At 39.0% G+C, this 26,702-nt stretch carries 28 protein-coding genes; 5 read left to right on the plus strand and 23 right to left on the minus strand.

Annotation, left to right across the window (positions count from 1 at the left end):
* Nucleotides 1-4 precede the first annotated feature (4 nt).
* The 10 genes from AAC026_RS11060 to AAC026_RS11105 all read right to left on the minus strand — a co-directional run bounded on the left by AAC026_RS11060 (nt 5) and on the right by AAC026_RS11105 (nt 5,062).
* Nucleotides 5-220 carry a PLD nuclease N-terminal domain-containing protein gene (locus AAC026_RS11060; RefSeq protein WP_339697881.1) on the minus strand — a complete coding sequence of 72 codons (216 nt, stop codon included), beginning with the start codon at nt 218-220 and terminating at the stop codon, nt 5-7.
* A gap of 207 nt (nt 221-427) precedes the next feature.
* On the minus strand, nt 428-724 hold the full coding sequence (locus AAC026_RS11065; protein ID WP_339608475.1) for a type II toxin-antitoxin system RelE/ParE family toxin: 297 nt from the start codon (nt 722-724) through the stop codon (nt 428-430).
* A complete protein-coding gene (locus AAC026_RS11070; protein ID WP_339608474.1) occupies nt 709-948 on the minus strand; it encodes a hypothetical protein in 240 nt (79 codons plus the stop codon). Before AAC026_RS11070 ends, AAC026_RS11065 begins: the two co-directional genes overlap by 16 nt.
* A gap of 247 nt (nt 949-1,195) precedes the next feature.
* Nucleotides 1,196-1,774 (minus strand): NAD(P)H-dependent oxidoreductase, encoded by a 579-nt coding sequence (locus AAC026_RS11075; protein WP_339697883.1) that lies wholly within the window; start codon nt 1,772-1,774, stop codon nt 1,196-1,198.
* A gap of 5 nt (nt 1,775-1,779) precedes the next feature.
* A complete protein-coding gene (locus AAC026_RS11080) occupies nt 1,780-2,118 on the minus strand; it encodes a hypothetical protein (protein ID WP_339697886.1) in 339 nt (112 codons plus the stop codon).
* 56 nt (nt 2,119-2,174) lie between these two features.
* Complete coding sequence (locus AAC026_RS11085) at nt 2,175-2,756, minus strand: Crp/Fnr family transcriptional regulator (RefSeq protein WP_339697888.1); 582 nt, start codon at nt 2,754-2,756, stop codon at nt 2,175-2,177.
* A 408-nt stretch (nt 2,757-3,164) separates the two neighbouring features.
* The gene (locus AAC026_RS11090; protein WP_339697891.1) at nt 3,165-3,308 is read right to left on the minus strand and encodes a hypothetical protein; all 144 of its coding nucleotides are present in this window, start codon (nt 3,306-3,308) and stop codon (nt 3,165-3,167) included.
* Nucleotides 3,309-3,315: 7 nt separating this feature from the next.
* On the minus strand, nt 3,316-3,774 hold the full coding sequence (locus tag AAC026_RS11095; RefSeq protein ID WP_339697894.1) for a GyrI-like domain-containing protein: 459 nt from the start codon (nt 3,772-3,774) through the stop codon (nt 3,316-3,318).
* A 40-nt stretch (nt 3,775-3,814) separates the two neighbouring features.
* Nucleotides 3,815-4,540, minus strand: a complete 726-nt coding sequence (locus AAC026_RS11100) for a YafY family protein (protein WP_339697897.1) — start codon at nt 4,538-4,540, stop codon at nt 3,815-3,817.
* A gap of 171 nt (nt 4,541-4,711) precedes the next feature.
* The gene (locus tag AAC026_RS11105; protein ID WP_339697900.1) at nt 4,712-5,062 is read right to left on the minus strand and encodes a winged helix-turn-helix transcriptional regulator; all 351 of its coding nucleotides are present in this window, start codon (nt 5,060-5,062) and stop codon (nt 4,712-4,714) included.
* A gap of 88 nt (nt 5,063-5,150) precedes the next feature.
* Here AAC026_RS11105 and AAC026_RS11110 point away from each other — a divergent pair, with 88 nt between their 5' ends.
* Nucleotides 5,151-5,522 (plus strand): DoxX family protein, encoded by a 372-nt coding sequence (locus AAC026_RS11110; RefSeq protein WP_339697902.1) that lies wholly within the window; start codon nt 5,151-5,153, stop codon nt 5,520-5,522.
* 943 nt (nt 5,523-6,465) lie between these two features.
* Here the strand turns inward: AAC026_RS11110 and AAC026_RS11115 are convergent.
* Together AAC026_RS11115 and purL are read right to left on the minus strand one after the other, a co-directional pair.
* On the minus strand, nt 6,466-6,924 hold the full coding sequence (locus AAC026_RS11115) for a hypothetical protein (protein ID WP_339697905.1): 459 nt from the start codon (nt 6,922-6,924) through the stop codon (nt 6,466-6,468).
* 216 nt (nt 6,925-7,140) lie between these two features.
* The gene (gene purL, locus AAC026_RS11120; protein WP_339697908.1) at nt 7,141-10,836 is read right to left on the minus strand and encodes a phosphoribosylformylglycinamidine synthase; all 3,696 of its coding nucleotides are present in this window, start codon (nt 10,834-10,836) and stop codon (nt 7,141-7,143) included.
* Between the two features lie 324 nt (nt 10,837-11,160).
* Here purL and AAC026_RS11125 point away from each other — a divergent pair, with 324 nt between their 5' ends.
* The gene (locus AAC026_RS11125; RefSeq protein ID WP_339697911.1) at nt 11,161-12,357 is read left to right on the plus strand and encodes a hypothetical protein; all 1,197 of its coding nucleotides are present in this window, start codon (nt 11,161-11,163) and stop codon (nt 12,355-12,357) included.
* Nucleotides 12,358-12,489: 132 nt separating this feature from the next.
* Here AAC026_RS11125 and AAC026_RS11130 read toward each other — a convergent pair whose 3' ends face one another.
* Together AAC026_RS11130 and AAC026_RS11135 are read right to left on the minus strand one after the other, a co-directional pair.
* A complete protein-coding gene (locus tag AAC026_RS11130; RefSeq protein ID WP_339607312.1) occupies nt 12,490-12,954 on the minus strand; it encodes a hypothetical protein in 465 nt (154 codons plus the stop codon).
* A 107-nt stretch (nt 12,955-13,061) separates the two neighbouring features.
* Nucleotides 13,062-13,325: an acyl-CoA-binding protein gene (locus AAC026_RS11135; protein WP_339607311.1), complete on the minus strand. Its 264-nt coding sequence runs from the start codon at nt 13,323-13,325 to the stop codon at nt 13,062-13,064.
* A gap of 53 nt (nt 13,326-13,378) precedes the next feature.
* Between AAC026_RS11135 and AAC026_RS11140 the strand changes: the two genes are divergently transcribed.
* Nucleotides 13,379-14,044, plus strand: coding sequence for an outer membrane beta-barrel protein (locus AAC026_RS11140; protein WP_339697914.1), 666 nt, complete (start codon nt 13,379-13,381; stop codon nt 14,042-14,044).
* On the opposite strand, the gene AAC026_RS11145 is transcribed toward AAC026_RS11140, so the two are convergent.
* The 6 genes from AAC026_RS11145 to AAC026_RS11170 form a co-directional block, all read right to left on the minus strand.
* Complete coding sequence (locus AAC026_RS11145) at nt 14,041-14,403, minus strand: glyoxalase/bleomycin resistance/extradiol dioxygenase family protein (protein WP_339697917.1); 363 nt, start codon at nt 14,401-14,403, stop codon at nt 14,041-14,043. The genes AAC026_RS11140 and AAC026_RS11145 overlap by 4 nt on opposite strands.
* 25 nt (nt 14,404-14,428) lie before the next feature.
* Entirely contained in the window at nt 14,429-15,421 is a 993-nt protein-coding gene (locus tag AAC026_RS11150) for a hypothetical protein (protein ID WP_339697920.1), read from the minus strand.
* Between the two features lie 23 nt (nt 15,422-15,444).
* A complete protein-coding gene (locus tag AAC026_RS11155) occupies nt 15,445-15,780 on the minus strand; it encodes a n-acetylglutamate synthase (protein WP_339697923.1) in 336 nt (111 codons plus the stop codon).
* A gap of 214 nt (nt 15,781-15,994) precedes the next feature.
* Nucleotides 15,995-17,086: a putative glycoside hydrolase gene (locus AAC026_RS11160; RefSeq protein ID WP_339697925.1), complete on the minus strand. Its 1,092-nt coding sequence runs from the start codon at nt 17,084-17,086 to the stop codon at nt 15,995-15,997.
* Nucleotides 17,083-18,174 (minus strand): carbohydrate-binding family 9-like protein, encoded by a 1,092-nt coding sequence (locus AAC026_RS11165; RefSeq protein WP_339697927.1) that lies wholly within the window; start codon nt 18,172-18,174, stop codon nt 17,083-17,085. The genes AAC026_RS11160 and AAC026_RS11165 overlap by 4 nt, the downstream gene beginning before the upstream one ends.
* A 60-nt stretch (nt 18,175-18,234) precedes the next feature.
* Complete coding sequence (locus tag AAC026_RS11170) at nt 18,235-19,626, minus strand: sodium-dependent transporter (protein WP_339697929.1); 1,392 nt, start codon at nt 19,624-19,626, stop codon at nt 18,235-18,237.
* A 202-nt stretch (nt 19,627-19,828) separates the two neighbouring features.
* Between AAC026_RS11170 and AAC026_RS11175 the strand changes: the two genes are divergently transcribed.
* Nucleotides 19,829-21,082 (plus strand): DUF819 family protein, encoded by a 1,254-nt coding sequence (locus tag AAC026_RS11175; protein WP_339697931.1) that lies wholly within the window; start codon nt 19,829-19,831, stop codon nt 21,080-21,082.
* A gap of 7 nt (nt 21,083-21,089) precedes the next feature.
* On the opposite strand, the gene AAC026_RS11180 is transcribed toward AAC026_RS11175, so the two are convergent.
* From AAC026_RS11180 to AAC026_RS11190, 3 genes are all read right to left on the minus strand, one after another.
* Nucleotides 21,090-24,224, minus strand: coding sequence for a DUF3427 domain-containing protein (locus AAC026_RS11180; RefSeq protein ID WP_339697934.1), 3,135 nt, complete (start codon nt 24,222-24,224; stop codon nt 21,090-21,092).
* A gap of 124 nt (nt 24,225-24,348) precedes the next feature.
* Nucleotides 24,349-24,606 (minus strand): hypothetical protein, encoded by a 258-nt coding sequence (locus AAC026_RS11185; protein ID WP_339697937.1) that lies wholly within the window; start codon nt 24,604-24,606, stop codon nt 24,349-24,351.
* Between the two features lie 30 nt (nt 24,607-24,636).
* The gene (locus AAC026_RS11190) at nt 24,637-25,587 is read right to left on the minus strand and encodes an OmpA family protein (protein ID WP_339697940.1); all 951 of its coding nucleotides are present in this window, start codon (nt 25,585-25,587) and stop codon (nt 24,637-24,639) included.
* 130 nt (nt 25,588-25,717) lie between these two features.
* Between AAC026_RS11190 and AAC026_RS11195 the strand changes: the two genes are divergently transcribed.
* On the plus strand, nt 25,718-26,587 hold the full coding sequence (locus AAC026_RS11195; protein ID WP_339697943.1) for an SDR family oxidoreductase: 870 nt from the start codon (nt 25,718-25,720) through the stop codon (nt 26,585-26,587).
* Nucleotides 26,588-26,702: the final 115 nt, after the last annotated feature.

A 26,702-nucleotide genomic window follows, 5' to 3' on the forward strand; every position in this document is an offset into this window, starting at 1 on the left:
AAGTCTATTTACCTTCTAATCTCTTTTTACGCCCCATCGTTAGGTAAAGGATCGGTCCCAGTATGGGCACAAAAATCACGACAAGAACCCATACAAGTTTGTCGTTGCCGTTAAACTGATGCTTCAAAATGCTCACCAGACATAGAATCGGCAAGAGTACCGCAAGCAATATGACAGATTGATACAAAATCAAACCAATACCCGGTGATATTAAATCCATATTTTTTCTTTTTTAGAATGAAATGCAACCTTTTCATCAGTCACAAACACAAAGTATAGACATGAATATACTGATTTTAAAGACGTATATAAAATAGGTTTATCTTGAACCTCCGATACAATCGAGGAGCGCTAGATCAATTTATTTAAAAATAGACGAAATTTTAAATGGGCTAGTCTGGTATGCTTAATACAATTGAGGATCTAGCTAATCTCGCTTTCGCTTAGGGTCTGATCGTGTATCGAAAAAATTCAAGATAATTATATCTTCCTTTGTCACCCTATAGAAGAGTCGGTTATGTTTAGTGAGTACAAAACCTCTAATTTGCTTCTCTTGGTTTTCTAATGTACCTAATTCTGACTGATCTGAAATCAATTCAATGATGTCGTAGGTCTTGATTACGAAATTTCGGGTCACATTATCTCCCCAATCTCGTTCTAAATAGTCAACGATTTTGTTGAATTTATGAATGGCTCTCTTTGTCCAGATTACTTTTCTAGCCATTTATTATGCTGGTTTTTCACCTCTTCATGGCTGACTAAGTTATTTGGGTCAAAGCTTTCATCATAGGAAAGTAAGAGTTCTTCCTTTTCAGCTCGGCTTAGGCCGTCCCAAAGTTCACCTGTCTGGTTGTTGTTAAGCCGCTGAATTAGTTTAAAATATCCTTTAAGAACCTCTTCGTCTTCAATCTTTTCGATCAACTTATGAAAGTCTTCTTTTGTTCTCATCGTGTAATCATTTGGATTGTCAATTTACTTATATTCTGTCTAACCTAAAAAGGGGGGGCAGGGTTAGCTAAACTTCTTACTTTACATCCAAGATGGGCTAGATCAAACCGTTGAAACAGTAGATGAAAACATTTTACATTATAGTCCACGGTTTAAACCTTGGGCTATATTAATGTATGGTTTTAGGGAATTTTAACCATTTTAATTGGGCTTTTAGCCCACCAACAACTAAGGATGTAAATAATTATCACTTGTTCATTTGGCCCATTTTTTCAATTTCCCTCAACCACTTTAGCCTAAAATCTTCTTTAGATAGCCTTATTGGCCCAATGGCGGTGATCTTCACTTTTTTTACACCAATAAACTTCAAGGTTCCTCTTTTCATGGCATTATGGCTTGGTCCGCGATAAATTAATCTATAGTACCAAGTCGGCTGATCCATTGTACAGATTATTCTTGCTGTTTTTCCACTCAAACGAGGGGAGCAAAGCAATGACTTTTCTCTTTTGCTAAAGGCAAACCCAGGAAGTAGTACTCGGTCTAAAAAACCTTTCATTATTGCTGGTACAGAACTCCACCAAACTGGGTAAACCCAAACTAGATGATCAGCCCATTCTAATTTGCTTTGAGCATCGAGTAAATCTGGTTCCAGTTCAGTTCGTTTCCGATAACCAAACTGAAGGTTTGGGTTGAAATTCAAATCTCGAATATTAATTTCTTTTATTTCGACATTCGATTTTTTTGCGCCTTTCTTATATGCTTCTGAAATTCCAAAACTGAAGCTTTCTGCGTCAGGATGACCGTTTATAATGAGTGTTTTCTTCATTACCACTAGAAAATAGGTTTCAGTTTTGACTCAAATGGAGAGCTCGTCAAATTTTCAATTTTGAAGAATTTATAGAGCACAAAGCAGGCGGGCACAGTTAAGAAAAGCGTGCAGACAACGAAAGTGCCTACACTAGAGAGAATATCTAAAGCTTGCGTGCCAGTTTCCCCAATGTATGATGCAATACCATCCTTCTGCTTTATAAAATACTGATGAACTGATAGTGAGTAATCGTAAAAGCGAATTGAAGTTTCGTAGCCCAACCAAGCAGGGTAGAACCATTTTCTAACGGGTTCCCACCACTTTCCCCAAATTGATTTAAGTTGTCTGTTATTTTCTTCCATTGTTTGTTCTTTTCAACAAAAGTCACCCTAATGGAAGAGTAGGAATTTGATATAGATCAAATTGGGTTTTTAAGACCTCTTATTCTGCTTAAAGTTTCAAGGGTAATGCCTAAATAGGAGGCAATATGGGTGAGAGGAATTCTCTGAGTTATATAGGGATAAATATTGATGAGGTGTTTGTACCTATCTTCTGCTTTATTGAATTGAATGGTATACAATCTTTCGCACAGGCCAAGCATGGTTTCTGTTACCACTTTACTAATAAAGCGTTCAAAATCATGATGTTTGCTGGAGAGCTTTTCAACAGTATCTTTTGAAAATTCCAGAACAACTGAATCTTCAACAAACTCGATATAGTGAGGGCTTGGTTCTTCGCTAAAAAAGCTGACAATCGATGCCATAAACTGATTTTCGAAGGTAAACCAATCCGAAATATCCTTGCCATCTTTTAAGTAATAAGCCCTTGCACAGCCTTCCATAATCAAATAGGCTTTTTTAGAAAACTGCTTTTCACGAACCACTACTTCGCCTCTTTTGAAGGTGCTAATTTTTGAACAAGCGATGAATTCTTGTTTACATTCCTTTGATAGCGGAGCGTATATTTCTCCAATTTCATCCAATATTTTCTCACTATCCATTTTTTCAAATTAGCTCCAATGGTTTACGTATAACTTTTCTCTTTGAGCTTTATATAAAGCGCCTTTAGTATGAGCAAATATAGATAATGGAGGTAGAGTCTCCTATGGCGTTTGTCCAGAGGGGGTGAATTGGAGCAAACCGTTGAAACGGTTGAAGTAGGTTTTGTTATATATAGCCCACGGTTTAAACCGTGGGCTATATATAACTATTTGAATTCATAACTTTAGGGAATGGTTTTAACCATTTTAATTGGGTTGCTGGTTTACTTATTTAACCGCAAAGAGTGCTAAGTAGCGCAAAGGGTAAATTATTTTAGTGATAATGATTTAGCGTCTACTGACATGTGAAAGATTAATTGCTCGATGCTGTCTCTTTTCTTTCTCTGAATTTGCGAAGGGTCTAAAACTTTAATGGTATTGAGAAATGTAGTTTGCCAAGGACGGAATCCTTGATGAATAGCGGTCACAGTGGGCTTTATCCCGAACAAAGTCGGGATAATTCACCAAAACTGTATCTACTCTTTGGGTTGTTTTTAATGTCAACTTACCCATTCATATCTCATTTTATACCTACATAAAAATCTACTTCGGCATCAGAAGTATTTTGTGCTTTTTCTCCGAAAACCTCAAAATCGGTATCATAGACTCTATCTAATTGCATTTCAAATATTTTTGACCAATGATTGACGATTAGGCCTTGCATCAAATCTCCTTTTGCAGTTGTCTTAGTGTACGCTCCGCCATTAATTGATTTACCAACCATTCCGTTAGGAATGTCTTTCAAGTATTCAACTTTACAACCCAATATAGCAGTGTAGTGACTTGTATGGTCACTTTCATAGTCTGTATAAAGTGAGTAAATATCATTATTAACTTTGTTTGGAATTTTTGTTAGAATGTTCTCGGACATAAACTTCCTCCAAAGCTCTGCAATCTCTTTGCTTGCCTGTCCATTCTCGTTTGTTGTTCTGATCGAGATTCCAATAATGTTGAAAGGTTCAATTTCTACTGTTTGCATCTTTTTAAATTTTATGATTTACTGCAAAAGTAGAGTGACCTTATGCCATAGGTATGTCAGGGGTGCTGTGATATTTTTCACTACATTTTTCGAGATATTGTTGCAAAGTCATTTTATGAGGGTCAAAATGATTTTTCAAAATTTCTATTTTTTGAATGCAATCAAGACGGAAAGCCCTAAAATCATTTCGTGATTTGCAAAAGGCGATAAGTATCCAATTATCTTGTGTAGTGTAAAGTGCAAATGGCTCGATTTCTCTTTGACTTTGCTTGGTTTCTAATGACAGGTAATCAATTTTTATCGTTTGATAATTTGATATTGTAGACTGAAGCTGTATTAGAAAGCTGCTTGTTTTTTCATTTTCACGGTTATTACGTACTTGTATTCTGTTTGTTAGCAATTCGGCTTTTTCCTTTTGGTCGTACTTTAAGATCGATTTAATTTTTGTAACCGCACTCTCGTATTGTTCAGCCAAGGACTGGTCTTTATTATTTCTAATTAGTCGTTCCGCTGTTATTAATGAGTTAGCCTCTTCTTGAGTAAACATTACTGGTGGAAGTTTATAGCCTTCTACGAGGGAATAGCCTTTTCCTTCTTCTGTTAAGATTGGAACTCCCGACTTCTCAAGAGTTCGTATGTCTCGATAAACCGTTCTGATGCTTATATTATGTATTTCGGCAATATCCTTTGCGGTTACAAGCGGTTTCGATTGTAGTTGGGTTAGGATTGCTGTCAATCTTGCAAGTCTGGGTTTTTCTTTGTCCATCAGTTTTTTAGCTTGTGGCTAACGTTATGTGTCAGTTACAAAAGTGATGTATAGCCATAAAAAAATACTCTCTCGGAAGTGTCGGGTGAAGCGATTTTTCTCAATTCTATTTTTTGTTGATCATATGATGTTTAACCTCTAGAAGCAACCCAACCCTTGACATTCATTAGACTATACGGTTGAATTCTTTGTTCCCCATTCAGCCATTTGAATCAAGATGTTTTTCAATGACTTACCCTTTTCAGAAAGTTCATACTCTACTCTTGGAGGAACCTCAGGGTAAGAAATTCGATTTATCAAATTATCCATTTGTAATTCTTTAAGCTTAGTTATAAGCATTCTTTCCGATATGCCTGTTAGCCTATTTTTTAATTCGCTATACCTTAATGTTTTTTCATCTAATAAAAATGCCAGAATACTAAGCTTCCATCGACCATTTAAGATTGAGTTTGTATAAGCAATACCACAATTGGCTTCTAATTGTTCTTTATTTATTGTGTTAGTTGAGGTTGTTTTTCTCATTTCTTACTTTTTTATCAGTATCATACAATTTTGTAGGTACATACAGATAGTGAATGTAAGCCTTAGTTTTGAAAAAAACACAAAGGATATGAAAAAAATAAAATCAGTAGCTCATTGGATTGCATATGGATATTTAATTTATGTAATGGGTTATGCAAGCCTTTTTAAGGTTTTTCAAAAGCAAAGTATGATGGAAAATATGAGCAATTTTGGTTTCGGAAAAGTATGGACATTATTTATTGGTTACAGCGAATTGTTGGGTGTAATTGGATTAATAGTTGGGTTTTGGCTACATCAAGTTAAGAATCTATCAACTATATGGTTGTTCTTCTTCGCAGTTGGCGCCTTAATGGTCCATTTTGCACATAATGATTATGTGCACTTCTACGAGGCTTTGTATTGTTGCATAGCTTGCGTTACTGCGCTTACCCTAGATAAGAATTTCAAACTAATATTGTAAGTAGTTTAAACTCAGAAATGTTAAATGAATGACCGTTTTGCACTTCATTTACCATACTCAATTTTAAAGGATAACCATAATGATGTTAATCGCGCCTAGCATGCTTTGAGTTGTTTTATTCATTCATAATGTTACCCATACGTAACGCTAGTTCAGAATTAGACAGACCAGCAAAAAAACCGCTCCATCTGAAGTGTCGGATGGAGCGGGTTTTTAGTAATATACCTTTTTGTCTAGCTTCTAGTATCTAAAGTCTATCATCTAACCTTTAGTAGCCATCTATTCCTGAGCATTTATAAAGGCTTTGATCCGAAGGGACCGATTTATCTTACATCCTCGATACAATCGAGGATGAGTTGGAAACTTATTTTACCGCAAAGAGCGCTGAGTAGCGCAAAGGGTAAATTAGTTATACGACAATGATCTAAAGCTCTCTGACCTGTGAAAGATTAATTGTTCGATGATTTCTCTTTTCTTTCCCTGAGGAACGAAGGGTCTAAAACCTCAATGTTGGTAGTAATTCTAATAGAAGCTTTTGTCTTACCCATCGGTTACAAACCGATTTGTCTTACCTCCTCGATACAATCGAGTATGAGGTGGGCAATCGAAATTGGGTTGGGAGATACAATGTTTTAACAATGTGAAAAGATGCTTACAGCATGACTTAGCTTTGATGTTTGTGCTAATAGTATGCTATATCGGAGAAGCTTGCTTAACAGTCACCCTGTAAGGGTCTTTTTCAGAACTATAGTTATTATGACGCTCCGAATGGGCCTGATTGAACCGTCATCCTGAACTTGTCTCAGGATCCGTTTGCTAAACCCTGTGAGATTGCAAGGTTTTGAAATGGAAAGGTTTCTCTTGAGTATACCCATCGGTTAAAAACCGACTTAGCTTACATCCTCGATGCAATCGAGGATGAGTTGGGTATTATTAGTAAATGTTATTTTTTTTCGTTCAAGTCTAAATAGTAAAGTTTTGCAGCTTCTTCAATTTCCTCATCAAAACTGTCGTCAAACTTAAAACTTGCCAACCTCCATTCATTTTGAGGTTTATAAAACTGAAAAGTGAGTCGTAAAAATTGTCTATCGAACTTTATGAAATATGAATAAAGAGCATATGACTCACCTAGTTTTTTTGCGGTGAGTTTTTCATAACCATGATATTTACCAACTAAGTCTTCGTTGAATCGTTCAAATTGCGTTTTTACATTGTTAATAGCGTCTTGAATGCGAGTAGTCCAAGGATTAGTGGCATATAAACTATCAAGTGCTATGCTTGCTCCTTTTGCTTCATAGTTTTTGAAAAAGTCATGAATGATAATCTCTGGTTCACTCTGCCCTTTTAGGTTGAAACTTGATAGAATTAAGATTAATCCTAATGTTAAAAGTTTTGAGTTCATCTTTATTGTTTGTTTTGTTTTTATGCTTGCTAATGATTTATATCAGGCGCGAATGTGCCGTATAGCTGTTAATATACTTATATAAATTATGCAGTATTCATAAAAGTCATTTTTTTAACTCTCATCCAATCTCCCAACAAAAAACCCACTCCTTCCGAAGTGGGTTTTGATACTTTATAAGCCTTAGCGGCTCAATACTCAATACATATTACCGAGCTACGCTCGGTTCGCCACCCATTCCTTAGCATTCATAAAGGCTTTGATCCAGGGGCTGAGGATGTCTTTACGCTGCTCTATTGGATAGTGCGCCCAGTTCCAAGGGAAGATAGAACGCTCGAAATGTGGCATAATGGCCAAGTGTCTGCCGTCTTTACTGGCCAAACCTGCTACATGGTAGTCAGAACCGTTTGGCGAAGCAGGGTAGGCCTCATAAGAGTATTTTGCAATTACATTGTAAGCCGATTCTTTCTCTGGTAAAGCAAAACGGCCTTCACCGTGCGCCACCCAAATACCGAGCCTTGCACCCGAAAGCGAGCCTAGCATCACCGAGTCATTTTCTGGAATGGTTACATTCACAAAACCCGACTCAAATTTGCCTGCAATGTTGTGCTTTAATTTAGGATGCGTTTCGTGTTCTGGGTAAAGCAAACCAAGTTCGCCCATCAACTGACAACCGTTACAAATTCCCAGTGAAATGGTGTCTTCACGGGCATAGAAATTGTCGAGGGCAGCTTTTGCTTTTTCGTTGTACAAGAAAGCACCAGCCCAGCCTTTGGCAGAACCCAATACATCGGAATTGGAGAAGCCACCTACAAAGGCAATAAAGTTAACATCGCTCAGGTCTTCGGCACCAGAAATAAGGTCGGTCATGTGAATGTCTTTCACATCGAAACCAGCCAAATGCATAGCATAAGCCATTTCTCTGTCGCCATTCACGCCTTTTTCACGGATAATCGCTCCCTTAATTCCCGTTTTCTCTTTGCGGTCGGGATTTAAGCCCAAAGCAGCATATTGACCTTCGAAGCCTTGTGGGAAAGTAAATTCTAAAGGTTGTTTTTTATAGTTTTCAAAACGGGTTTTGGCCAGTTCGGCACCGCTTTGTTTTTGGTCTAATAAGAAAGAGGTTTTGTACCACAGGTCTCTCATTTCCAATATATCGAAGTTGTAATCAGCGTTGGCTGTTTTAATCGATAGTTTGTCTTCCGATTTTGGTACGGCAATTTCATGGTAAGTAACGCCCAATGCTTTCAGTCTGTCTTTTACCGAAACGTTGTTTTCGTTTCCAATTTGAATAATCAAACCTGGTTTTTCAGAGAAAAGCAATTGCGCATCGTCTCCAGCCTTGATGCCAGAAATGTCTACTTCCAAACCAAATTCTTCTTGAGCAAAACACATTTCCAATAAGGCGGTTACCATACCTCCCGCAGAAATATCGTGTCCGGCCAAAATGTGCTCTTCTTCAATTAGGGCTTGAATCAAATCGAAGGTTTTGGCGAATTTGGCGCTGTCCTTCACCATTGGTGCCGAAGTGCCCACTTTGCCAATGATTTGCGCAAATGAACTTCCGCCCAATTTAAAATCATCTTCAGAAAGGTCGATGTACAATAAAGAAGAATTAACAATCGGTTGAAGCACAGGCTCCACTACTTTCTTCAGGTCGGTTACTTCGCCTACGGCAGAAATAATCACAGTGCCCGGAGAGTACACCACATCGTTCTTATATTTCTGTGTCATCGACATGGAATCTTTCCCCGTAGGAATATTGATGCCTAATTCGATGGCAAACTGACTTACGCCTTCTACCGCTTTGTATAAACGAGCGTTTTCGCCTTCGTTTTTCGCTGGCCACATCCAGTTGGCGCTCAACGATACGTTTTTGATGCCGCCTTCAATCGGTGCCCAAATAATGTTGGTCAAAGCCTCGGCAATCGAAAGCTGAGAACCTGCCACGGGATCAACCAAAGCCGACACTGGTGCATGACCGATAGAAGTGGCAATTCCTTTAATGCCTCGGTAATCGAGCGCCATTACGCCCACATTGTTCAAAGGCAACTGAATTGGCCCTGCCGTTTGTTGCTTGGCCACACGCCCCGTAACACAACGGTCTACTTTGTTGGTGAGCCAATCTTTACAAGCTACAGCCTCTAACTGAAGCACTGCTTTTAAATAGTCTTCAATTTTAGCGTTGTCGTAAGCCAAGTCCGTAAACTTGTTGGCTACGGTTTTGTCTTCCAAAATGGTTTTTGGAGAAGAACCAAACATGTGCGAGAGGTTCCAATCGATTGGGTTTTCACCCGATACTTTATTCTCGAATTTGAAGTGCTGGTCGCCAGTGGTTTCACCCACCACATAGAAAGGAGCCCTTTCTCTTTTGGCCACACGCTCCATCAATTCAATGTCTTTTTGCTTCATTACCAAGCCCATTCGCTCTTGAGATTCGTTGCCGATAATCTCTTTGTCGGAAAGGGTAGGATCGCCTACGGGCAGTTTCTTCACGTCAATGGTGCCGCCTGTTTCTTCTACCAGTTCCGAAAGGCAGTTCAAATGGCCGCCTGCTCCGTGGTCGTGAATAGAAACGATTGGGTTGTCATCCATTTCGGCCATGGCACGCACCGCATTGTACACACGCTTTTGCATTTCTGGGTTCGAACGCTGAATGGCGTTTAACTCAATACCGCTAGAAAATTCACCTGTATCTACCGATGATACGGCACTTCCGCCCATACCAATGCGGTAGTTGTCGCCACCCATCACCACGATTTTATCGCCTGCCGCAGGAGACTCTTTCAAGGCATCTTTTTTCTTTCCGTAACCCACGCCACCGGCCAGCATAATCACCTTATCGAAACCGTATTTTTTGTCAGCTTCTTGGTGTTCAAAGGTAAGTACCGAACCTGCAATTAGCGGTTGACCGAATTTGTTTCCGAAATCAGAAGCTCCGTTCGAAGCTTTGATTAGAATGTCCATTGGAGTTTGATAAAGCCATTTTCTTTCGGGCATGTTGGCTTCCCAGTTTCTGTCGTTTTCTAAACGAGAATAGGAGGTCATGTATACGGCAGTTCCCGCCAAAGGCATAGAACCTTTTCCGCCCGCCATTCTATCTCTAATTTCTCCCCCTGCGCCAGTTGCCGCTCCGTTGAAGGGCTCTACGGTAGTAGGGAAGTTGTGCGTTTCGGCTTTTAATGAAATTACCGAATCAAAATCTTTGGTTTCGAACCAGTCGGCTTTGTCTTGGGTTTTCTGTGCGAATTGCTCTACACGAGGGCCTTCCACAAATGCTACGTTATCTTTATAAGCAGACACCAATCTACCCGGGTGTGCTTCTGAAGTTTTACGAATAAGCTTGAAGAGAGAAGTAGGCATTTCTTGGCCATCGATAATGAATACGCCATTAAAGATTTTGTGTCGGCAATGCTCTGAGTTTACTTGTGAAAACCCGAATACTTCTCCATCAGTAAGTTTTCTACCCAATTGCTCGCTAACTCCGTTGAGGTAATCAATCTCTTCTTGGTTCAGCGCCAAACCTTCTTTTTGGTTATAAGCCGCAATGTCTTCGATATAAAGCACAGGCTCTGGCTTTACATCAATGCTATAAACCTGCTGATCTAAACCTTTATAGGCCGCTTGCAACATGGGGTCGAAAGCGGTATTGCTTAAATCTACTTTGTCAAATTCTTCGATACGCTCGATTCCTGCAACGCCCATATTTTGGGTAATTTCTACAGCATTGGTACTCCAAGGCGTAATCATTTCTTTTCTGGGGCCAACAAAAGTGCCTTCTAGCTTTTCGCTTTTAATCAAAGTGGCATTACCAAAAAGCCATGAAAGCTTTGGTATGTCTTGATCTTGAAGGGGTTGAGTAAGGCCTAGAGCGTAAATTTTGTCGTTTCCTGCATCGAAAAACTGAATCATTAGAACGAGGTTTTAAGGAGTGTAGATTTAGGTTTGCAAAATTAGTAAAAGATTCGGCTTTGGGAATTAAAACATGGAGATTGAGTAAGGTGATTTTTTAAAATTAGACGCGAGGGTTATCGATTCCATTTTAACGGCTAGATGATTTACTTTATTCAAACACAAACTTGATTACTTTTAAAAAAGGAGACTGATTTTTTAAGTAAATCAAGATTGTCTAACTGTGTCAATATACCCTAAAGAGGGTATGTTTTTTATGATCGTGATAGCTGTACTTTGAGTATCTCAATTATTGAGATACCTCAACCAAAGCTAAATTGTACCATGTCCAAACGTCTGTTGGCAGCCGTGTGTTTGCTCCATATGTCGCTATGCGCTTATGCCGAACAAAGTGCTCAACTCGTTACAGCCTTAATAAATGGCTGTGGCCCTTCTGAAGGAGCTAGCGAATACCTGATAATCTACAGTGGCGGCAGCTCTTTTACAGCCAATTCAACTAACATTAATGTTCAATATTCCTCAACCGACATTGCTAGTTTAGTTACTGTCACCGACTCTTTTGTGGCTGGAGGAAACTCTACCTATGTTTCTAACCTTAATACTCAATTGGTTGGTTGCGATTTTTCGTTTATCAATGTTATTCCAGGGTCTACCTCAATAGCAGCTGGAAGCCATATTCTGGTCTTGAATGATGATGTATTAGATACTATTGATTTCAGTGCTTTTTGTGGCCAGAACTTGGGGAACATTTACGTTTTGTTTTCTGATGATACCAGTTGGCCATCGACTGGCAGATTTGCTAACTCTCCAGGATCAGATCGACTTTTTCGTTCCACTATAAATGGCACTCAAACAGATTTTTCCTATTCAGATAATTGGGCAACAGATTCTGATGGAGACTATGTGACTTGGAATGATGGGGGAGGTGCTGGTGCAATTTATAGTAACTACCCTAGTTGTGCTCCAGATAACGTAAACGCTCTACCCGTAACGCTTTTGAGTTTTACCTGTCGTCAAAATGGAAATCATGTAGAAGTAGTATGGGAAACGGCTTCTGAAGAAAACAATAGTCATTTCACAATATTTCGATCTTCTAACGGGAGAGAGTGGAATGAAATAAGAATGATATCTGGAAAGGGGACTACTAACGGGCTTTCTTTTTATTCAATTAGCGATACACCGCCTTATTCGGGGAGGTGGTATTATCGATTAAAGCAAACTGATTACAATGGTGAGTTTGAATTTTTTGAAATTATATCGGTATGGTTCAAAACCAATGAAACCGAAATGAAAGTTTTCCCAAACCCAGCTAGTAATGTGTTTAATGTAATGAGTGCCACTCTTATTGAAGAGGCGTGGGTTATTAGTAGTTATGGAAATATGACTTCTAGAAAACCAGTGACAAGGGTTGATCAAGTAAGCACTTTCTCAATAGCTGATTTGTCAACTGGGGTTTATCATTTAATTATTCTTGATAAAGCTGGTCAGCGCCAAAAGTTCAAGTTTGTGGTGGGAAATTAGTTTTATGACTATCACCATCTCCAAACGTGAGTAGGTATAAATAGAAGTTTCTTGAAAAAATAAAATCCGTCAGTTCATGATCTAAAAGAATCTGAACTAACGGATGATTAATTATTTGTATGCCTTAGGCGATTACTTCATTTTGCTCAATTGCTCTTCTCCGGCTTTATTAATGGCGTAATCACGCCATTTTTCATATTCTTCTGCATCCATGTTTTTATCTGCAGCGCCTGCCGAAGGAGGTGCAAAACTAAAGCTCGATTCCCACCATTGACGGGCATATTCTTTGGCTTGTTCCTTATCGATTTCAAATTGATTGACCTGACCGTCTCCCAATAACCAAGGTTTTTCTTGACTGCTGTACTTTTGAAAAATCATTGTGCGCATTTTGGTACCCATTTCATCATTTCTTTGAAAATGAGCTTTTGAATAAGCCAATGTTTCAGGCTCTATCATTTTGTTATCCCAAAAGCGTTTTGATTTAATAATCTGTGCGGATGTTAGAAGATAGCCTTCACCGAACTCTAATAGTGAGCCTTCTAAATCACATGATCTAGCAGGTTTCTTCTTTTTCTTTCCGAAACTAAATAATCCCATTGTTGTTTTTTTGAATTTTGATTTAACCGTTCGCAATATGCGAAGAAATATGTTATTAATTGCTGTCGCTTAGGCTAAAACGACTTCTGGTTACTGCTATTGCAAAATTAATTTTCAGCGGATTTTAATTCGTTTACAAGGTCGATATAGGCTTTCATTGCTTCTTCCTTACTTTGGCCTTTTATGTTTTCCCAAGCATTATACTTGGCTGCTGCCTTAAAATCAAAACCTCCTGGCCTGTCGGTGTCGTTGTCGCCATGGGTTGATTGTTTGTATAGGGCATATAGTTTAAGGAGTTGCTCGTTGGACGGACGTTGGGTTAAAGTATCGACAGTTTTTAATGCGTTTTGAAACGCTTCAGTTGATTCCATTTCTATGTATTTTATCTAAATTTGAAAGCTAAAATTATTGAATATTGAGAGATATGCAATTGAGAAAATTGAAGAAAATCATTTTTAGAGGTTGGGTAGTTATTGCTCTTCTGATAGGTTCGTTTTCGCTTTGCTCTGGTCAAGATATTTATGATGTAAGTTACAAGGTGGGGCCGGTTTTTAAAATTGTGAGTCCAAAAATTAGAATTGATAGCGAATACGTACGTATTCCAGAAGAAGGGAATGAGATTGGCTATCAGTTTGGCCTGTTTACTAAAATCAGAGTAAACAATGTTTACTTTCAGCCCGAGCTACTAATAGCTACTGCTCAAAACCGGCTTGACTTCTTGAATTATAATGGTGTAAATGGGTTCAATCCTAGTGCTGATTTTGAGTTTACCACACTTGAAATTCCAGTTTCCATTGGCGTAAATATTGGCAATTTGAGGCTAGATACTGGCCCTGGTTTTAGTTTGATGCTTTCTGGGAACGAGTATTTTTTGAACGAGAAGATTAACGTAACTCAAGAATATAATCAGGTGACTATTTTATGGCGACTGGGTCTTGGTGTAGATATAAATAACTTGCTGCTCGATTTTAAGTATGAATTTGGCTTGAGTAAAACCGAAGAAAGTTTAGCGCGATTGATCGAGAGGGAGTTGGTGCCTCGTCAGAGTCAGTTGGTATTTAGTATTGCCTATTCTATTCTTAGAGATTAATTGTCTTCCACAATGAATATCGCGTTGTTATTTAAGTCGTAAAAGCCGAATTCATTTGTGCCCCAAGCCGTGTTAAGTCGAAGTTTTTCTTTGGTTACTGTTCCTCTGCTTACAAATTCATCAAATATGGGCTGAAGGTTTTTTACGAAAACTTTAATTACCGACCCTCCATTCAACGGATCATCTTCCGTGTCGGCATGCCACTGTAAATGGAGATAAATATTTTCACGTTTGAGTACTGCATACATGTGATCTCCAGAAATCCAGTGAAATCCAGTTTTTTCAGCATGCCATTTTACATCTCTTTCAATATTTACAGAAGGCAGCACAGATACAACTTGAAGTATTTCGGTTTTCATGGCTTAGGGGTTTAACAGTGAATTTCTAAAATACCCAATTGAGTCTTAGGTTGAAGTCGAGGTTTGTTGATAAGGTTGATTCCATTTTGTTTGAATCATAACTTAAGTCAAACCATTCCCAAAAACCAGGTTGTTGGATATAATTTTCAGCTATTAAAGGGTGGGTTGTTTTTCTGTACCTTAACCCTACACCAAAATAGGTTTCAATTACAAACGCTCGAGTTAAATAATGTTGGAACCCGATATGGGGCGTAATGGAAGTAAACTCTTTACGAATTCTGGTTCTTTCTTTAAAATAAAATCGCTCACCGGGCTTGGGAATGGTGTAGTATCTGATATCGGCATCGTGTTTTTTATAAAAGTATTCTGCGGCCAAACCTACATACCAGCGCATTTTTTCTTTATTCCTGAAAAAGTACTTTTCCTCTAGTATTATTTTATACCCTTTGCTGTTCCGCGCAAAGTCGTTGTCTCTACTTAAGAAATGACTGTAGGAAAATTGTGTAGCCCACTTATCTCCGTGCAGCCTTTCATAAGCCACTTCAATACCTGGGTGATACCCCATTGCTAACGAAAACGGATTGAAACCAATTTTATTTTTTCGATACAACAACGTGCTGTCCATAGGGAAGTATGGTGTGTACGAATTACCAGGTAAATCCATATTGATGAACACCTTTCTAGGGTACTCCCATTTTTTACCTGTAATCTCATCTACCAAAAAACCAGAAAAATAGGGGCTAAGAGCGTTTAGCCAGTATACACTTGCTTTTCTGGGTAGAATATAAACTTGTTTAGACTTTTCTTCGGTGAAAACAGATACAGCCAAAGGCTCTCTGCTGTTTTTGGCAACAAAGGCAATGGGCTCATTTAATTTGTTGATTACAGTATCACCATTATAAATGTAATTAACGGCTTCATCAGACTTGATATTTATTTGTGAGTAACGACCATTAATTACTGAGGCGCAAGATGACACTAGCCATATAAGGCCAATCAGAAGGAAAGTATGACGCATGTTGTATTTTGAGTTTATGCTGCCTAAAGCTCTTCCAATATAGAATTTCCTTTTGAGAAATCTCCTGAGGTCCATTCCCATATTTCATGAAGTCTGATTTTTCCGTTTGACAAGACTTCGGGTCTGGAGTGGCACTTACCAGTCATTAATTCACCTTTTCGGTTTACTTGGTGATATCTCATGTCGATGTACCCTTGGTCGTCTACCGAGCCCATTAAATGACCTTTTACAATTTGTCCGCCTTGATATAGGGCGGTAAGAATGTTCCCTTCTTGCTTGTATTCAAATATAGTGTCAACTGATGTTTCACCATTGGCTGTATTACTTACAGATCTGAATTTTCGGTTATGGTAGTTCATCGGAAAAATAGGTATGGGTTAAATTAGGATTACAATTAATGAAAATTTTTTAAGATGTAGCGCTGGATAAAAGAATGGTAAAAGAAACTTAACCTAGGGTTTGATGCTGGCAGTCAATGCGAACAAAGTATTTAGAGGTTTATGGGGGTTATAAAAGAGAAGAAGCAAACCATATTGATTTGCTCCTTCTGTATTTTGAAAATAGTGTTTTGCGTCAAGATTTTTTCACAGCCGCAAATGCCTTAAGCCTTTCGTCTTTTAAAGCCCCATTAGAAAAGAAAGACATGCCCTTGGCTCCACCTGCTTTGGCAGCAGCTATGGCTTGAGAAATTTCTTCTGGTTTCATTTCTGGCAAATACACACCTGTATGTAGTGGGAATTTACCATTCAGGTCGTTTACGCCTCGTTGTGTAGCATATTCAATCCAAGGAATATCTTCTTCATAGAAGTTGTGGTAAATCATTGGGAACACAATGTCCAAATCCCATTCGTTCCATGATTGACGCACAAGTTTTCTGGCCAATTCAGGGTAAGGGAATACTGCTGCCGACATTTTCTTGCCTTTTGCATGTACCGCAGCCGAAACTTGATTCACCAGTTTAGTGATGCTGTCCCATCTGTATTTTCTCCACTTTTCATCTTGGCTCGGATCTTCTAAGCTGTCGGGTCTGTATCCATTTTCTGCTTCGAAATTACCTTGGCAAGTTTCACAATAGCAGAAGTCATACTCTGGCATTTCGTGGTCTTGTACTAAGTCGTATTTAGCCCAAAGCCCTTTGGGAAGAATGACATCGCAATAGCGCACATAGTCTAAATGAATGGCCGAAAGCCCTTCAATATCGCAATGCGACACCATGAAATTCTTTACATATTCCTGCACTTCTGGTTTAGAAGGGCAAAGCCATTGGTAATAGCCTACATAAGGATTGACTTCAAGGCTTGACTCTCCGTTTCGACTCACGGCATACCATTCTGGATGCGCCTGTGCTTCGGTGTCGCCCGGGCGGTTCATGGTCCAAAGCCAAGCATGTACTTCTTGCCCAAGCTCTTGTGCAATAGGAATTAGCTTCTCTAGCATTTGTCGTCCACCGCCAATGATTAAGCCAGTAATTCCTACTTCGCGAAGCCCAGTTAATTCTGTTTTCCAGTCGGCTATGGTTTTTTCATTGTTGCCATCTACCCACACCCAGTATTTAAAATCCTCGTCTGTAGAAGTTGTGGTTCCGCAAGAAGTAAGTAGGGCAGGTGCCAGCATAAAGGCTGCTGAACCAAGGCCAATGTTTTTTATAAAGTCGCGTTTTTTCATGGTTTTATTTCTTTCCAGATTCTACCTGTTTCATTAATGAACCAAGTAGTACCTGCAGTTTGTGCTTTTAATAAATAGGTCTGTTCCGTAGTGTTCAAGCTGTAGGTTACAGCCTTTGATCCATCTACTTGGTTTGGTAAGTTGAAACTTTTGAGTGATTGATCAAATGTTTTATGTTCTCTTCTGAAATCAATTTGAGCCCGATGAAAATAGTAAAGTATTTGCCTAAGTTCTTCATTGGCTTTGTTGATTTTTATAGCGCTAAAGCCAGCATTGAGTACATCTGATTCTGAAAACTGAACAATGCCCCAAAACTCAGGTTCGTGCATGGCAATGGCCCTTTGTGGCGACCATACCCAATTGTGTTCTGGAAGGTTTTTGCCTGTTTTAGGATCTTTCTGCTTTACATACTTTCCATCTACCACTTCGGTTTTCCATTGCACGCGTGAGAAATTCAAACGCCATTGGTCGCCATTGTTGGGAGGAGTTTTCATACTAGTAGCTTCGCTGAGGGCATCCCAAGGAATGGCCACTTCAACTGACCAACCTTTATCTTTATCGCTAGGGTCGTTTAAGGTTCCGTTTACATGCACAGCCGATTTTAAATCATGGATATCCCAATGGTCAATGGCGTGGCCACCATTGCGATAGGGGCGGGTGAGCAGCAAATCCCATACGGTATTGAGTGCATTTACTTCATACTCGTAATAACCGTGAGTGTCGCCATCTGGGTCGATGAAAATTTCGAAATCATTGTCGTAAAAGATCACGGCATCGCGTTCGGTGAGTGTTGCCCAAACATGCGGTTCTTCCATTTCAGCATAAAAATAGAAGTAGTCGTTATCCCAGAGCATTTTCATTCGGGTATCGAAGTAAGGCTTGGGTTTCTTGTTTCCCTCAATATCTATAAAAGTATCCGTCCATGGCGCTGCCTGCCAAGCGGCTTCATTCCCTAAGCCATCAATTTTAAGAGGAGTGCTTGTTTTATGACTTAGATAAGATCGCCCTTCGATAAACTGAAATTGGGCTTGGGCTGTAATGCAATGGCCAAAAAAGATTACGAAAAATAGGAGATGTTTCAACTTCATAAATAAAAAAACCTCTTCCGTTTCGGGAAGAGGTTCAATATCATAAATTCTGATCAGTAATTAAAAAATGCTTATACCAAAGTAGGTCTTCAACACAGTCATTACGAAAATAAATCCTAGTACGGCAGGCGCTAAATAGCCTACTGCAAAGTTCAAGTACTTCTGAAGGAAAGAGCCTTTGTAATTAGGTGCACCGTGAGAAAGCTCTTCATCCAAATTGTGCTTCTTCCAAATATGTGCTGCAAAGAAAACAATTAAACAGCCACCCAAAGGTAAAAGCGTATCATTGGCTACGTTTGCAATAAAACTCAAGAAATCGGTAGCGGTTTCAGAACCAGGGTAAGTAATGAATTTCGAGAAGAATTCAGAATATCCGTTTCCTAATAAAGAAGGAATACCGATTAAGAAGATAGCACCTGCTACCAACCAAACTGCTCTACTTCTTCTAACATTTTTTTCGTCCACTACATAAGCGACAGGCACTTCAAGTAGAGATACTGTTGATGTAAGGGCTGCGAAACAGAGTAACACGAAGAATAATGTTCCGGCCACTGCTCCAAGAGTTCCTCCAATGGTTCCGAAAATTTCTGGCAAGGTTTCGAAAATTAACCCAGGCCCACTGCCTACATTGTCCATTGCGCCACCACTCATAAAGCCAATTAAAGGGAAGATCATCATACCCGCCAAAACAGCAATACCCACATCGGCAAGCGTAATAAAAGCTGCAGCAGAAACAATGTTTTCTTTTTTATTCACATAAGAACCGTAGGTAATTAGGGCACCCATTCCTAGAGAAAGAGAGAAGAAAGCTTGTCCTAAAGCGTTGATTACTACTTGAGTATTGATTTCAGAAAAATCAGGAACTAGGTAGAATCTCAAACCGTCCATAGCGTTGGGTAAGGTTAAAGCGTAACCCACAATAAGGAGAATCATGATCAAAAGCGAAGGCATTAAAAACTTAGCCGCCTTTTCGATTCCGCCTGAAATACCTTTGGATACCACGTAAGCCGTAGTTGCCATAAATACCATTCCGTAAGCGCCCACCTTAAATACATCTTGTGTAAACTCACTGAAATGTGTGGCAATATCAAAGTTACCTATCGCCATTTCGTACACATAACCAAAAGCCCAGCCTGCAATTACGTTATAGAAAGAAAGGATCAGGAAGCCACTGAAGATTCCCATTTTCCCTACAAAGTTCCATTTTTTATACCCCAAAGCGTTGAAAGCTCCAACAGGGTTTTTTTCGGTTTTTCTACCTATAGCGATTTCCGTAACCATTACCGGATAACACAGCACAAAGCAAAAAATAAGGTACATCACCACAAAAGCTGCACCTCCTCCTTGTCCTACTTCATAGGGGAAACCCCAAATGTTACCTAATCCTACTGCCGATCCGGCAGCCGCCATGATGAAACCCAACCGACTTGAAAAACCTCCTCTTGTAGCCATATTTGAATAGTTTAAAACCCGAATATATGTGTTTAAATTAATCCGTGCCCCCCATTGGTCATAAAATCTTTCAGAAATTCCCTTACTGGTAGTTCACCGCTTGATTTGTGCTGTCTTTGAGTGATTAGTTAGAAGAAGATGGGGGAGAAGGTTATAATTACGATTAAAATCCCTTTTTTTAGGGTTCGAAAACCAAATAAACATGGAACCATTTTTTACCAATGATGCCGTAGTGCTCGGTTTACTGTTAGTTGTAATCGCAGCAGTATTTCATACCTCACATTCGGCAAAACCTTTTTGGAAGAAGTTTTACACCATTATACCAAGTATTCTGCTTTGTTACTTTTTGCCCGCCTTGCTTAATTGGCCCTTGGGCTTAATTTCTGGAGAAACATCCAATCTATACTTTGTTGCTTCGCGCTATTTATTACCTGCCAGTTTGGTTTTGCTTTGCTTAAGCATCGATTTAAAAGGTATTATTAATCTAGGGCCAAAAGCCTTAATTATGTTTTTTGCAGCTACCATTGGTATTGTTATAGGAGGGCCAATTGCCATTCTGGCCATGTCGGCCATAGCACCAAGCGTTTTGGATGTTGGGGGAACAGAAGAAGTATGGAGAGGTTTAACCACTGTAGCGGGTAGCTGGATTGGTGGAGGAGCCAACCAAGCATCCATGAAAGAGATTTATGAAGTAAGCGATGAGCTCTTTTCTCAAATGATTGTGATCGATGTAATCTGTGCTAATATATGGACAGGTTTTTTACTTTATGGAGCCAATCAGGCCAAAAGGGTAGACCGTTGGTTGAAATCGGATACAACGGCCATTGATGACTTAAAGAAAAGGGTAGAGGATTATCAAGCGAGTATTGCCAAAGTACCTACCCTCACCGAAGTAATGACCATTTTGGCTGTAGCTTTTGGAGCTACTGCCTTGGCCCGTTGGGGCGCTGATTCTATTCAGCCCGTGATGGAAAGAAATATTGACTTTTTGAATAAGTACAATTTGACATCACTCAATTCAGACTTCTTTTGGTTGGTCGTTATTGCTACTACCATTGGGGTTGGTTTGTCATTTACTAAAGCTAGAAAACTAGAAGGTGCGGGCGCTAGTCGTTTAGGCTCTGTATTTATCTTTATTCTGGTGGCTACTATTGGCATGCAAATGAACATTCGCGAAGTGTTTGATAACCCAGGACTGTTTGCCATTGGCATCAGCTGGATGCTCGTTCATGTGATCATTATGATTGTAGTAGCGAAGATTATTAAAGCGCCATTCTTCTTTGTGGCGGTAGGTAGCCAAGCCAATGTAGGCGGAGCCGCTTCGGCTCCAGTGGTGGCTTCGGCATTTAGCCCAGCTTTAGCGCCAGTAGGAGTATTGCTTGCCGTGCTGGGTTATGCACTTGGTACTTATGGTGCTATTCTTTGCGCTCAGTTAATGGAATGGGTTTCGCCATGAGTATCAATTAGCCAATAGCGAGTTTGACAACATCCTTCCATAAGTAATTAGGGATGGGCTCTTCGAGCTCCCATCTTATACTCATAGGTTTTGAACCATAATGATTTACATAGTTTACTTTACCTATAAAGATATAACCCATTGTTGTTTTATGTTCATTTTTAGCTTTTTCACGAACAAACAATAGAATGGTTTTATCTAAACTCTTATGCTTAATGTAGGTCACGCCTTTTCCTGAGTCAGCCCGAGTTTGATTTTGTGATTGCCAATGAAATAAGGAGTCACTGATTGCGTAGTCATCATACATGGTTGTTGGTGAAAAATCTTCTTCTGATTTTATGAGGTCAACAAACAGTATTTCGGTATTAAGTTCTTTGTTTTCTGCTACACCTTCACGGTTGGATGACTGCTTATAGAAAGTATTTAACTCAAAGGCAGTTAAAATTTGATCTCGAGTATACCTAGCATGAATTTTTAAAGGTTGCTTGAAAGGCAGATTAATTGCTGTTTCGCTAAAATCTATTTTATCTAATAATAATTCGAGTACCTCAATTATTTCATTTACTAAAATAGGACTTTCACCAATCGAATTGATACTAGTTTCTAGGTCTGCGAATCCAGCTGCCTTCTGCCATACGTCATAGTGTAGCATTAAAAGCATTTTCTGCTCGACTTCATTGAAATCCAAGATTGAAATTTTGAATTCGGATTTTGCAATTTGGAGAAGAAATCTAAAGTAGGAATTAGAGTTGGTGGAGAGCCATTTGTTTCTAATTGCAGTCAGTATGTTTTTTTCTATTCCAGATGAAAAATCTGGTAGTTTACCTGCCAATTGGCAGAGCCTGCTCCAACAGTCCTTTTTATAAATAGCCTCAATTGGTATATGTGTGATTTCTATGAAATTTTTAAGCGTTAGATCTAGATCGCTCTGATGTTCAAAATTGGCAATTCGTTGTATGATTTGATTTCTATTTAGCGAGGTAGCATTTCTGATATTATCAAGAATATACTCCTTTGCCTTTTTCTCTAGAATTATGGAACAACCTAAAGGAAGATGCGGAAAGTTATCTTCGACTTCCTTTTTTACAGATGAATTTGTTTTACCTATAAGTGCTCTAAATTTACCTTCAAAATTATATTCCGGTCTAGCGTTGGCAACAAAATCAAGAACAGTTAAGCAGTCTTTGTTATCTGCTAACCTCAAGCCGCGCCCTAATTGTTGTAGAAAAATGGTAAGGCTTTCTGTTGGTCTTAAAAATAGAACTGTGTCGATTTCAGGAATGTCTACACCCTCATTGAAAATATCAACAACGAACAAATAGTTAATCTCCTTCCGTTGAAGTTTTTGTTTGATTTGTTCTCTGCCCTTGTTGTGCTTACTTGAAATATGAGCGGCCTTGAACCCTGCCAGTGTAAACTTTTCTGCCATGAATTTAGCATGGTCTATAGATATACAGAATCCAATTGCTCGTACGTCACTTATATCTTTAGTATACTTCTCTAAATTGTGTATTATTTCTCTTACTCGTCTATCGTTGGCTGTATATAGATCACTGAGTTCGCTAATTACATATTTCCCTTTTTCCCATTTAACGCTACCTAGATCGACACTGTCTGTAATTCCAAAATACTGAAAAGGGCAAAGAAGTTTCCTGTTCAATGCTTCGGGTAACCTTATTTCTGCAGCTATACGGCCGGAGAAATCTGAAAGAATGTTTGAACCATCCATCCTTTCAGGGGTAGCGGTAAGACCAAGTAAAATTTCGGGTTCGAAATGATTTACGATTGGGCGGTAACTGGATGCTGAAATGTGATGAACCTCGTCAATAATAATGAAATCATAATATGATGAGCTTAATGTTAGAGTGCTAATCTGATTATTGAGAGTTTGAACTGAGGCAAAAACATGCTCGTTGTTAGTAGGCTCAAGACCATCAACCCATAATTCGCCAAAATTATTATTCTTTAAAACCCCTCTAAAAGTACCTAGCGCCTGAGTCAGAATTTCTTTTCGATGTGCTACATATAGAAGCCTGGCCTTTGGTCTATTTTCGATAAATCGTTTAAAGTCGAAAGCAGAAATAACGGTTTTTCCGGTTCCTGTTGCCGCAACCAATAAATTTTTAGATCTATCATGAACAGATCGCTCTACTTCTAATTTTTCGAGAATTTCTTTTTGAAAAGGGTAGGGCTTTAAGTCAAAAAATGAAATATTGGGTTGACCTATTGACTTCCCGTGATTTAGAGCCTCATTTAATTTCACTCTGTGTTTGGAGTCATCAAAAGTTTCAAATTCAGGATTCTGCCAATAGGACTCGAAAGTTTTTTGAAACTTGTCTATGATGTGACCTACTTCTTTAGACGTTACTTTTAGATTCCATTCTAAACCATCAGTTAATGCCGTTCTTGAGAAGTTTGAGGAACCTATATACCCAGTATGAAACCCAGTGTTTCTGAAAAATAGATACGCTTTAGCATGCAGTCGTTCATTTCCAGTATTATACGAGATTTTAACCTCTGTATTATCTAAGCTTGCGAGTAGCTGAATTGCTTTTAGATCTGAGGCTCCCATGTATGTGGTAGTAATGACACGTAACTGACCACCTCTTTTTATAAATTCATCAAATTCCCTTTTGAGAATGATAACACCTTTCCACTTTATAAAAGAAACCAAAAGGTCTACTCTATTGGCAGAGAGAATTTCTTTCTTCAATTCGCTTTCTAAAGATAAACCTGTATTTCCTCCGGTGAATAATTCGCTATGGGTTAATCGGGTGTAAGGAGTTATCTCTTTCAGGTGTAATTCTAAATCTGAAAAATGGGCATCAATTCTTGAAAAGACAGCTTTTAATATTTTCCCTTCAGTGTCAATCAGGTTATCATTGAAGTCTTCATTTTTCAACTCCTCTTTAAGGAACAGAATGATTTTGTTAGCAATGTTTATTTGTTGCTCTATGGCATATTCACCATTGATTAGATTAAGTGCCTTGTGTACTGTAGCAGCAATATGTTTTGATAGGAATGTAGCAGCCTCAGCCTTATCTAGATTCGAAAGTTTATATATAAAATTGTCTTTATCGAGCTCGTTTAATTTGGTTGAAATGAGCTGAGTGACTAATTCTTCGTATATGCCTTGGTTCATTACTCTATCTTTTAAGATAGGCTCAATCTACCAAATCCATTTAGTAAAACATGATGAAAAGAATGATAAGTATTGTGATTGATTGGTGAAACGCCTTTGGTATAGGTAAACACTGAAATTAACCCTACCTACTCTCAATCTCCGTCTGTATCTTCTTACGGATGGGTTTAAATACCAAGAATGGGAATACTATACCTGCAATAATTAGAAAAGGGATCAACTGATAGGCTTGCGGGTTATGTTTTACCAATGCAGTAACGACTAGTATAATCGCGGAGATAGCAGTTAAGACTAACATCATGATTTGAAGCCTTTTAAAGTGCTTTTTCTTTTTCTCTAGCTCTTCTAAAGTGTATTTCGAAAACTCATTTTGTGTAGACATAACAGTAGATCAAATGCTGATGAAAATGGTTTAGTAGTTCTCTAAAATTTGAAAGAGTTCGTCCAGTTTTGGAGTTAGAATAATTTCTGTTCTTCGGTTTTTGGCCTTGTTTTCTGGGCTGTCGTTTGCAGCTACAGGTGTGCTTTCACCTCTGCCGGAAGCTATAATTGACATGGGCGTTACACCGCCTTCTACTAAGATCCTCACAATAGAAGTAGCCCGAAGCACGCTCAAATCCCAGTTGTCGCTCATGTATTGTGTTTTTCTAGAAAAAGGAACATTGTCTGTATGGCCTTCCACCATAATATTAATGTCTGGATTGGTTTTAATTGCATTGGCCAATTGCTGTAAAGCACTTACACCCTTTTGGTCAACGGTTATGCTTCCAGTTCCGAATAATAATTGCTCGGCCAAAGAAACATACACCTTACCGTTTCTTACTTCTACTTTTAAATCGTCTTCATTAAAGTTGAGTAGCGCATTGGTTACCTTATTTTTAAGGGCTTGTACAGCTGCTTCTTTGTCAGAAATTAGCTTTTCCAGTTCGGCTACTCGGGCTTCACGTTTAGTTAGGTCTTCTGCTAGCTCTTCATTTCTTTTTTTCTGAACCCCTAAATCTTCTTCCATGGCCAGTAATCGTTTTTGCTGACGCGCCAAATCTTGGTTCAACTGACCACTATTGGTCAATAGGTTTTCATATAACCCTTTAATTCTTCCGTGTTCCGCTCTCAAGGTTTTTAATTCCTTATCAATCACATCGAAATCACTTTGGAGGGCATTTTTTTCAGTGGTTAAATCATTGAGTTGAACTTCTAATCGGTTGATTTTTTCTTTGGCTACAGAAAGCTCATTTTCTAATTGTGATTTCTCTGTTACTAGGCCATTTTTCTCTGACATCAATGCGTCAAAATCTTTTTTGGCTACACATGAAGATAAGGAAAGAGCAATAGCGAGAGAGAAATAAGAAAGGAGCTGTTTCATAAGGCAGAATTTATTGCACAAATATGAATAATCTGAATCAGAAAGTCACGGAGGTTAGCGATAGACGGTCTTAAAAAATTGTGCTGCATGCCTAATAATTTCTATCTTGGTAAGCGAAGCAAAAGAGACTATGAGAACAGACGGAATGCTCAAAGAAGGAGCGCTAAAAGATCAAACCATAATTGTAACAGGTGGAGGCACTGGCCTTGGCCGTGCAATGGGTACTTATTTCTTAGAGTTGGGAGCCAATTTGGTAATCACCAGTCGTAAGATTGACGTACTGGAACAAACAGCCAAAGAAATGGAAGCCCAAACAGGTGGAAAAGTTTTAGCGGTTCAATGTGATGTTCGTGATTATGAACAAGTAGAAAATGTATTGAAAGTAACCGAAGAGCGTTTTGGTCAAATTCACGCGCTTTTGAACAATGCTGCTGGAAATTTTATTAGTCCTACCGAGCGCCTATCTAACCGCGCTTTCGACACCGTAATAGATATTGTATTAAAAGGTACTACCAATTTCACCTTGGCTTTGGGTAAAAAATGGATAGCCAATAAGCAAGCAGGAACCGTACTGAACATAGTAACTACTTATGCTTGGACAGGCTCTGGCTATGTTGTGCCATCCGCCTGCGCGAAAGCAGGTGTTTTGGCCATGACACGCTCATTGGCGGTGGAGTGGGCTAAGTATAAAATTAGAATGAATGCCATTGCACCAGGGCCATTCCCTACAGAAGGTGCATGGAGTCGTTTGTTGCCAGGTGATTTGGTAAAGAAATTTGATCCAGCCAAGCTTGTTCCAGTTGGCAGGGTAGGAGAACATCAAGAATTGGCCAACCTAGCGGCTTATTTAATGTCCGATTACTCGGCTTATGTAAATGGCGAAGTGGTCACCATTGATGGCGGTGAGTGGCTACAAGGCGCTGGCGAATTCAGCCATTTAGAGAAAATACCACAAGAAATGTGGGACATGCTTGAAGCTCAACGAGGAAAAAAGCAATAAGCCCCAAGCTACTTTGGGGCTACTGGAAAGCCAAGCGTAAAATTAAAGATATTGAGTTGTAGCTGATGTCTTTTTATGGCTCTTAAGATATTTAAAGAGTGACTAAGATTTTTGG

Source organism: uncultured Roseivirga sp., from assembly GCF_963973945.1.
Classification (GTDB): domain Bacteria; phylum Bacteroidota; class Bacteroidia; order Cytophagales; family Cyclobacteriaceae; genus Roseivirga.

Bases quoted from the DNA above. Each gene is read 5' to 3' on its own strand.
- AAC026_RS11130 (WP_339607312.1), bottom strand. From the start codon at position 12,954: ATGGGATTATTTAGTTTCGGAAAGAAAAAGAAGAAACCTGCTAGATCA.
- AAC026_RS11115 (WP_339697905.1), bottom strand. From the start codon at position 6,924: ATGAACTCAAAACTTTTAACATTAGGATTAATCTTAATTCTATCAAGT.
- AAC026_RS11075 (WP_339697883.1), bottom strand. From the start codon at position 1,774: ATGAAGAAAACACTCATTATAAACGGTCATCCTGACGCAGAAAGCTTC.
- AAC026_RS11070 (WP_339608474.1), bottom strand. From the start codon at position 948: ATGAGAACAAAAGAAGACTTTCATAAGTTGATCGAAAAGATTGAAGAC.
- AAC026_RS11125 (WP_339697911.1), top strand. From the start codon at position 11,161: ATGTCCAAACGTCTGTTGGCAGCCGTGTGTTTGCTCCATATGTCGCTA.
- purL (WP_339697908.1), bottom strand. From the start codon at position 10,836: ATGATTCAGTTTTTCGATGCAGGAAACGACAAAATTTACGCTCTAGGC.
- AAC026_RS11180 (WP_339697934.1), bottom strand. From the start codon at position 24,224: ATGAACCAAGGCATATACGAAGAATTAGTCACTCAGCTCATTTCAACC.
- AAC026_RS11090 (WP_339697891.1), bottom strand. From the start codon at position 3,308: ATGGGTAAGTTGACATTAAAAACAACCCAAAGAGTAGATACAGTTTTG.
- AAC026_RS11085 (WP_339697888.1), bottom strand. From the start codon at position 2,756: ATGGATAGTGAGAAAATATTGGATGAAATTGGAGAAATATACGCTCCG.
- AAC026_RS11195 (WP_339697943.1), top strand. From the start codon at position 25,718: ATGAGAACAGACGGAATGCTCAAAGAAGGAGCGCTAAAAGATCAAACC.
- AAC026_RS11160 (WP_339697925.1), bottom strand. From the start codon at position 17,086: ATGAAAAAACGCGACTTTATAAAAAACATTGGCCTTGGTTCAGCAGCC.
- AAC026_RS11060 (WP_339697881.1), bottom strand. From the start codon at position 220: ATGGATTTAATATCACCGGGTATTGGTTTGATTTTGTATCAATCTGTC.
- AAC026_RS11165 (WP_339697927.1), bottom strand. From the start codon at position 18,174: ATGAAGTTGAAACATCTCCTATTTTTCGTAATCTTTTTTGGCCATTGC.
- AAC026_RS11135 (WP_339607311.1), bottom strand. From the start codon at position 13,325: ATGGAATCAACTGAAGCGTTTCAAAACGCATTAAAAACTGTCGATACT.
- AAC026_RS11065 (WP_339608475.1), bottom strand. From the start codon at position 724: ATGGCTAGAAAAGTAATCTGGACAAAGAGAGCCATTCATAAATTCAAC.
- AAC026_RS11155 (WP_339697923.1), bottom strand. From the start codon at position 15,780: ATGAACTACCATAACCGAAAATTCAGATCTGTAAGTAATACAGCCAAT.
- AAC026_RS11110 (WP_339697902.1), top strand. From the start codon at position 5,151: ATGAAAAAAATAAAATCAGTAGCTCATTGGATTGCATATGGATATTTA.
- AAC026_RS11190 (WP_339697940.1), bottom strand. From the start codon at position 25,587: ATGAAACAGCTCCTTTCTTATTTCTCTCTCGCTATTGCTCTTTCCTTA.
- AAC026_RS11095 (WP_339697894.1), bottom strand. From the start codon at position 3,774: ATGCAAACAGTAGAAATTGAACCTTTCAACATTATTGGAATCTCGATC.
- AAC026_RS11170 (WP_339697929.1), bottom strand. From the start codon at position 19,626: ATGGCTACAAGAGGAGGTTTTTCAAGTCGGTTGGGTTTCATCATGGCG.
- AAC026_RS11150 (WP_339697920.1), bottom strand. From the start codon at position 15,421: ATGCGTCATACTTTCCTTCTGATTGGCCTTATATGGCTAGTGTCATCT.
- AAC026_RS11145 (WP_339697917.1), bottom strand. From the start codon at position 14,403: ATGAAAACCGAAATACTTCAAGTTGTATCTGTGCTGCCTTCTGTAAAT.
- AAC026_RS11105 (WP_339697900.1), bottom strand. From the start codon at position 5,062: ATGAGAAAAACAACCTCAACTAACACAATAAATAAAGAACAATTAGAA.
- AAC026_RS11175 (WP_339697931.1), top strand. From the start codon at position 19,829: ATGGAACCATTTTTTACCAATGATGCCGTAGTGCTCGGTTTACTGTTA.
- AAC026_RS11100 (WP_339697897.1), bottom strand. From the start codon at position 4,540: ATGGACAAAGAAAAACCCAGACTTGCAAGATTGACAGCAATCCTAACC.
- AAC026_RS11185 (WP_339697937.1), bottom strand. From the start codon at position 24,606: ATGTCTACACAAAATGAGTTTTCGAAATACACTTTAGAAGAGCTAGAG.
- AAC026_RS11140 (WP_339697914.1), top strand. From the start codon at position 13,379: ATGCAATTGAGAAAATTGAAGAAAATCATTTTTAGAGGTTGGGTAGTT.
- AAC026_RS11080 (WP_339697886.1), bottom strand. From the start codon at position 2,118: ATGGAAGAAAATAACAGACAACTTAAATCAATTTGGGGAAAGTGGTGG.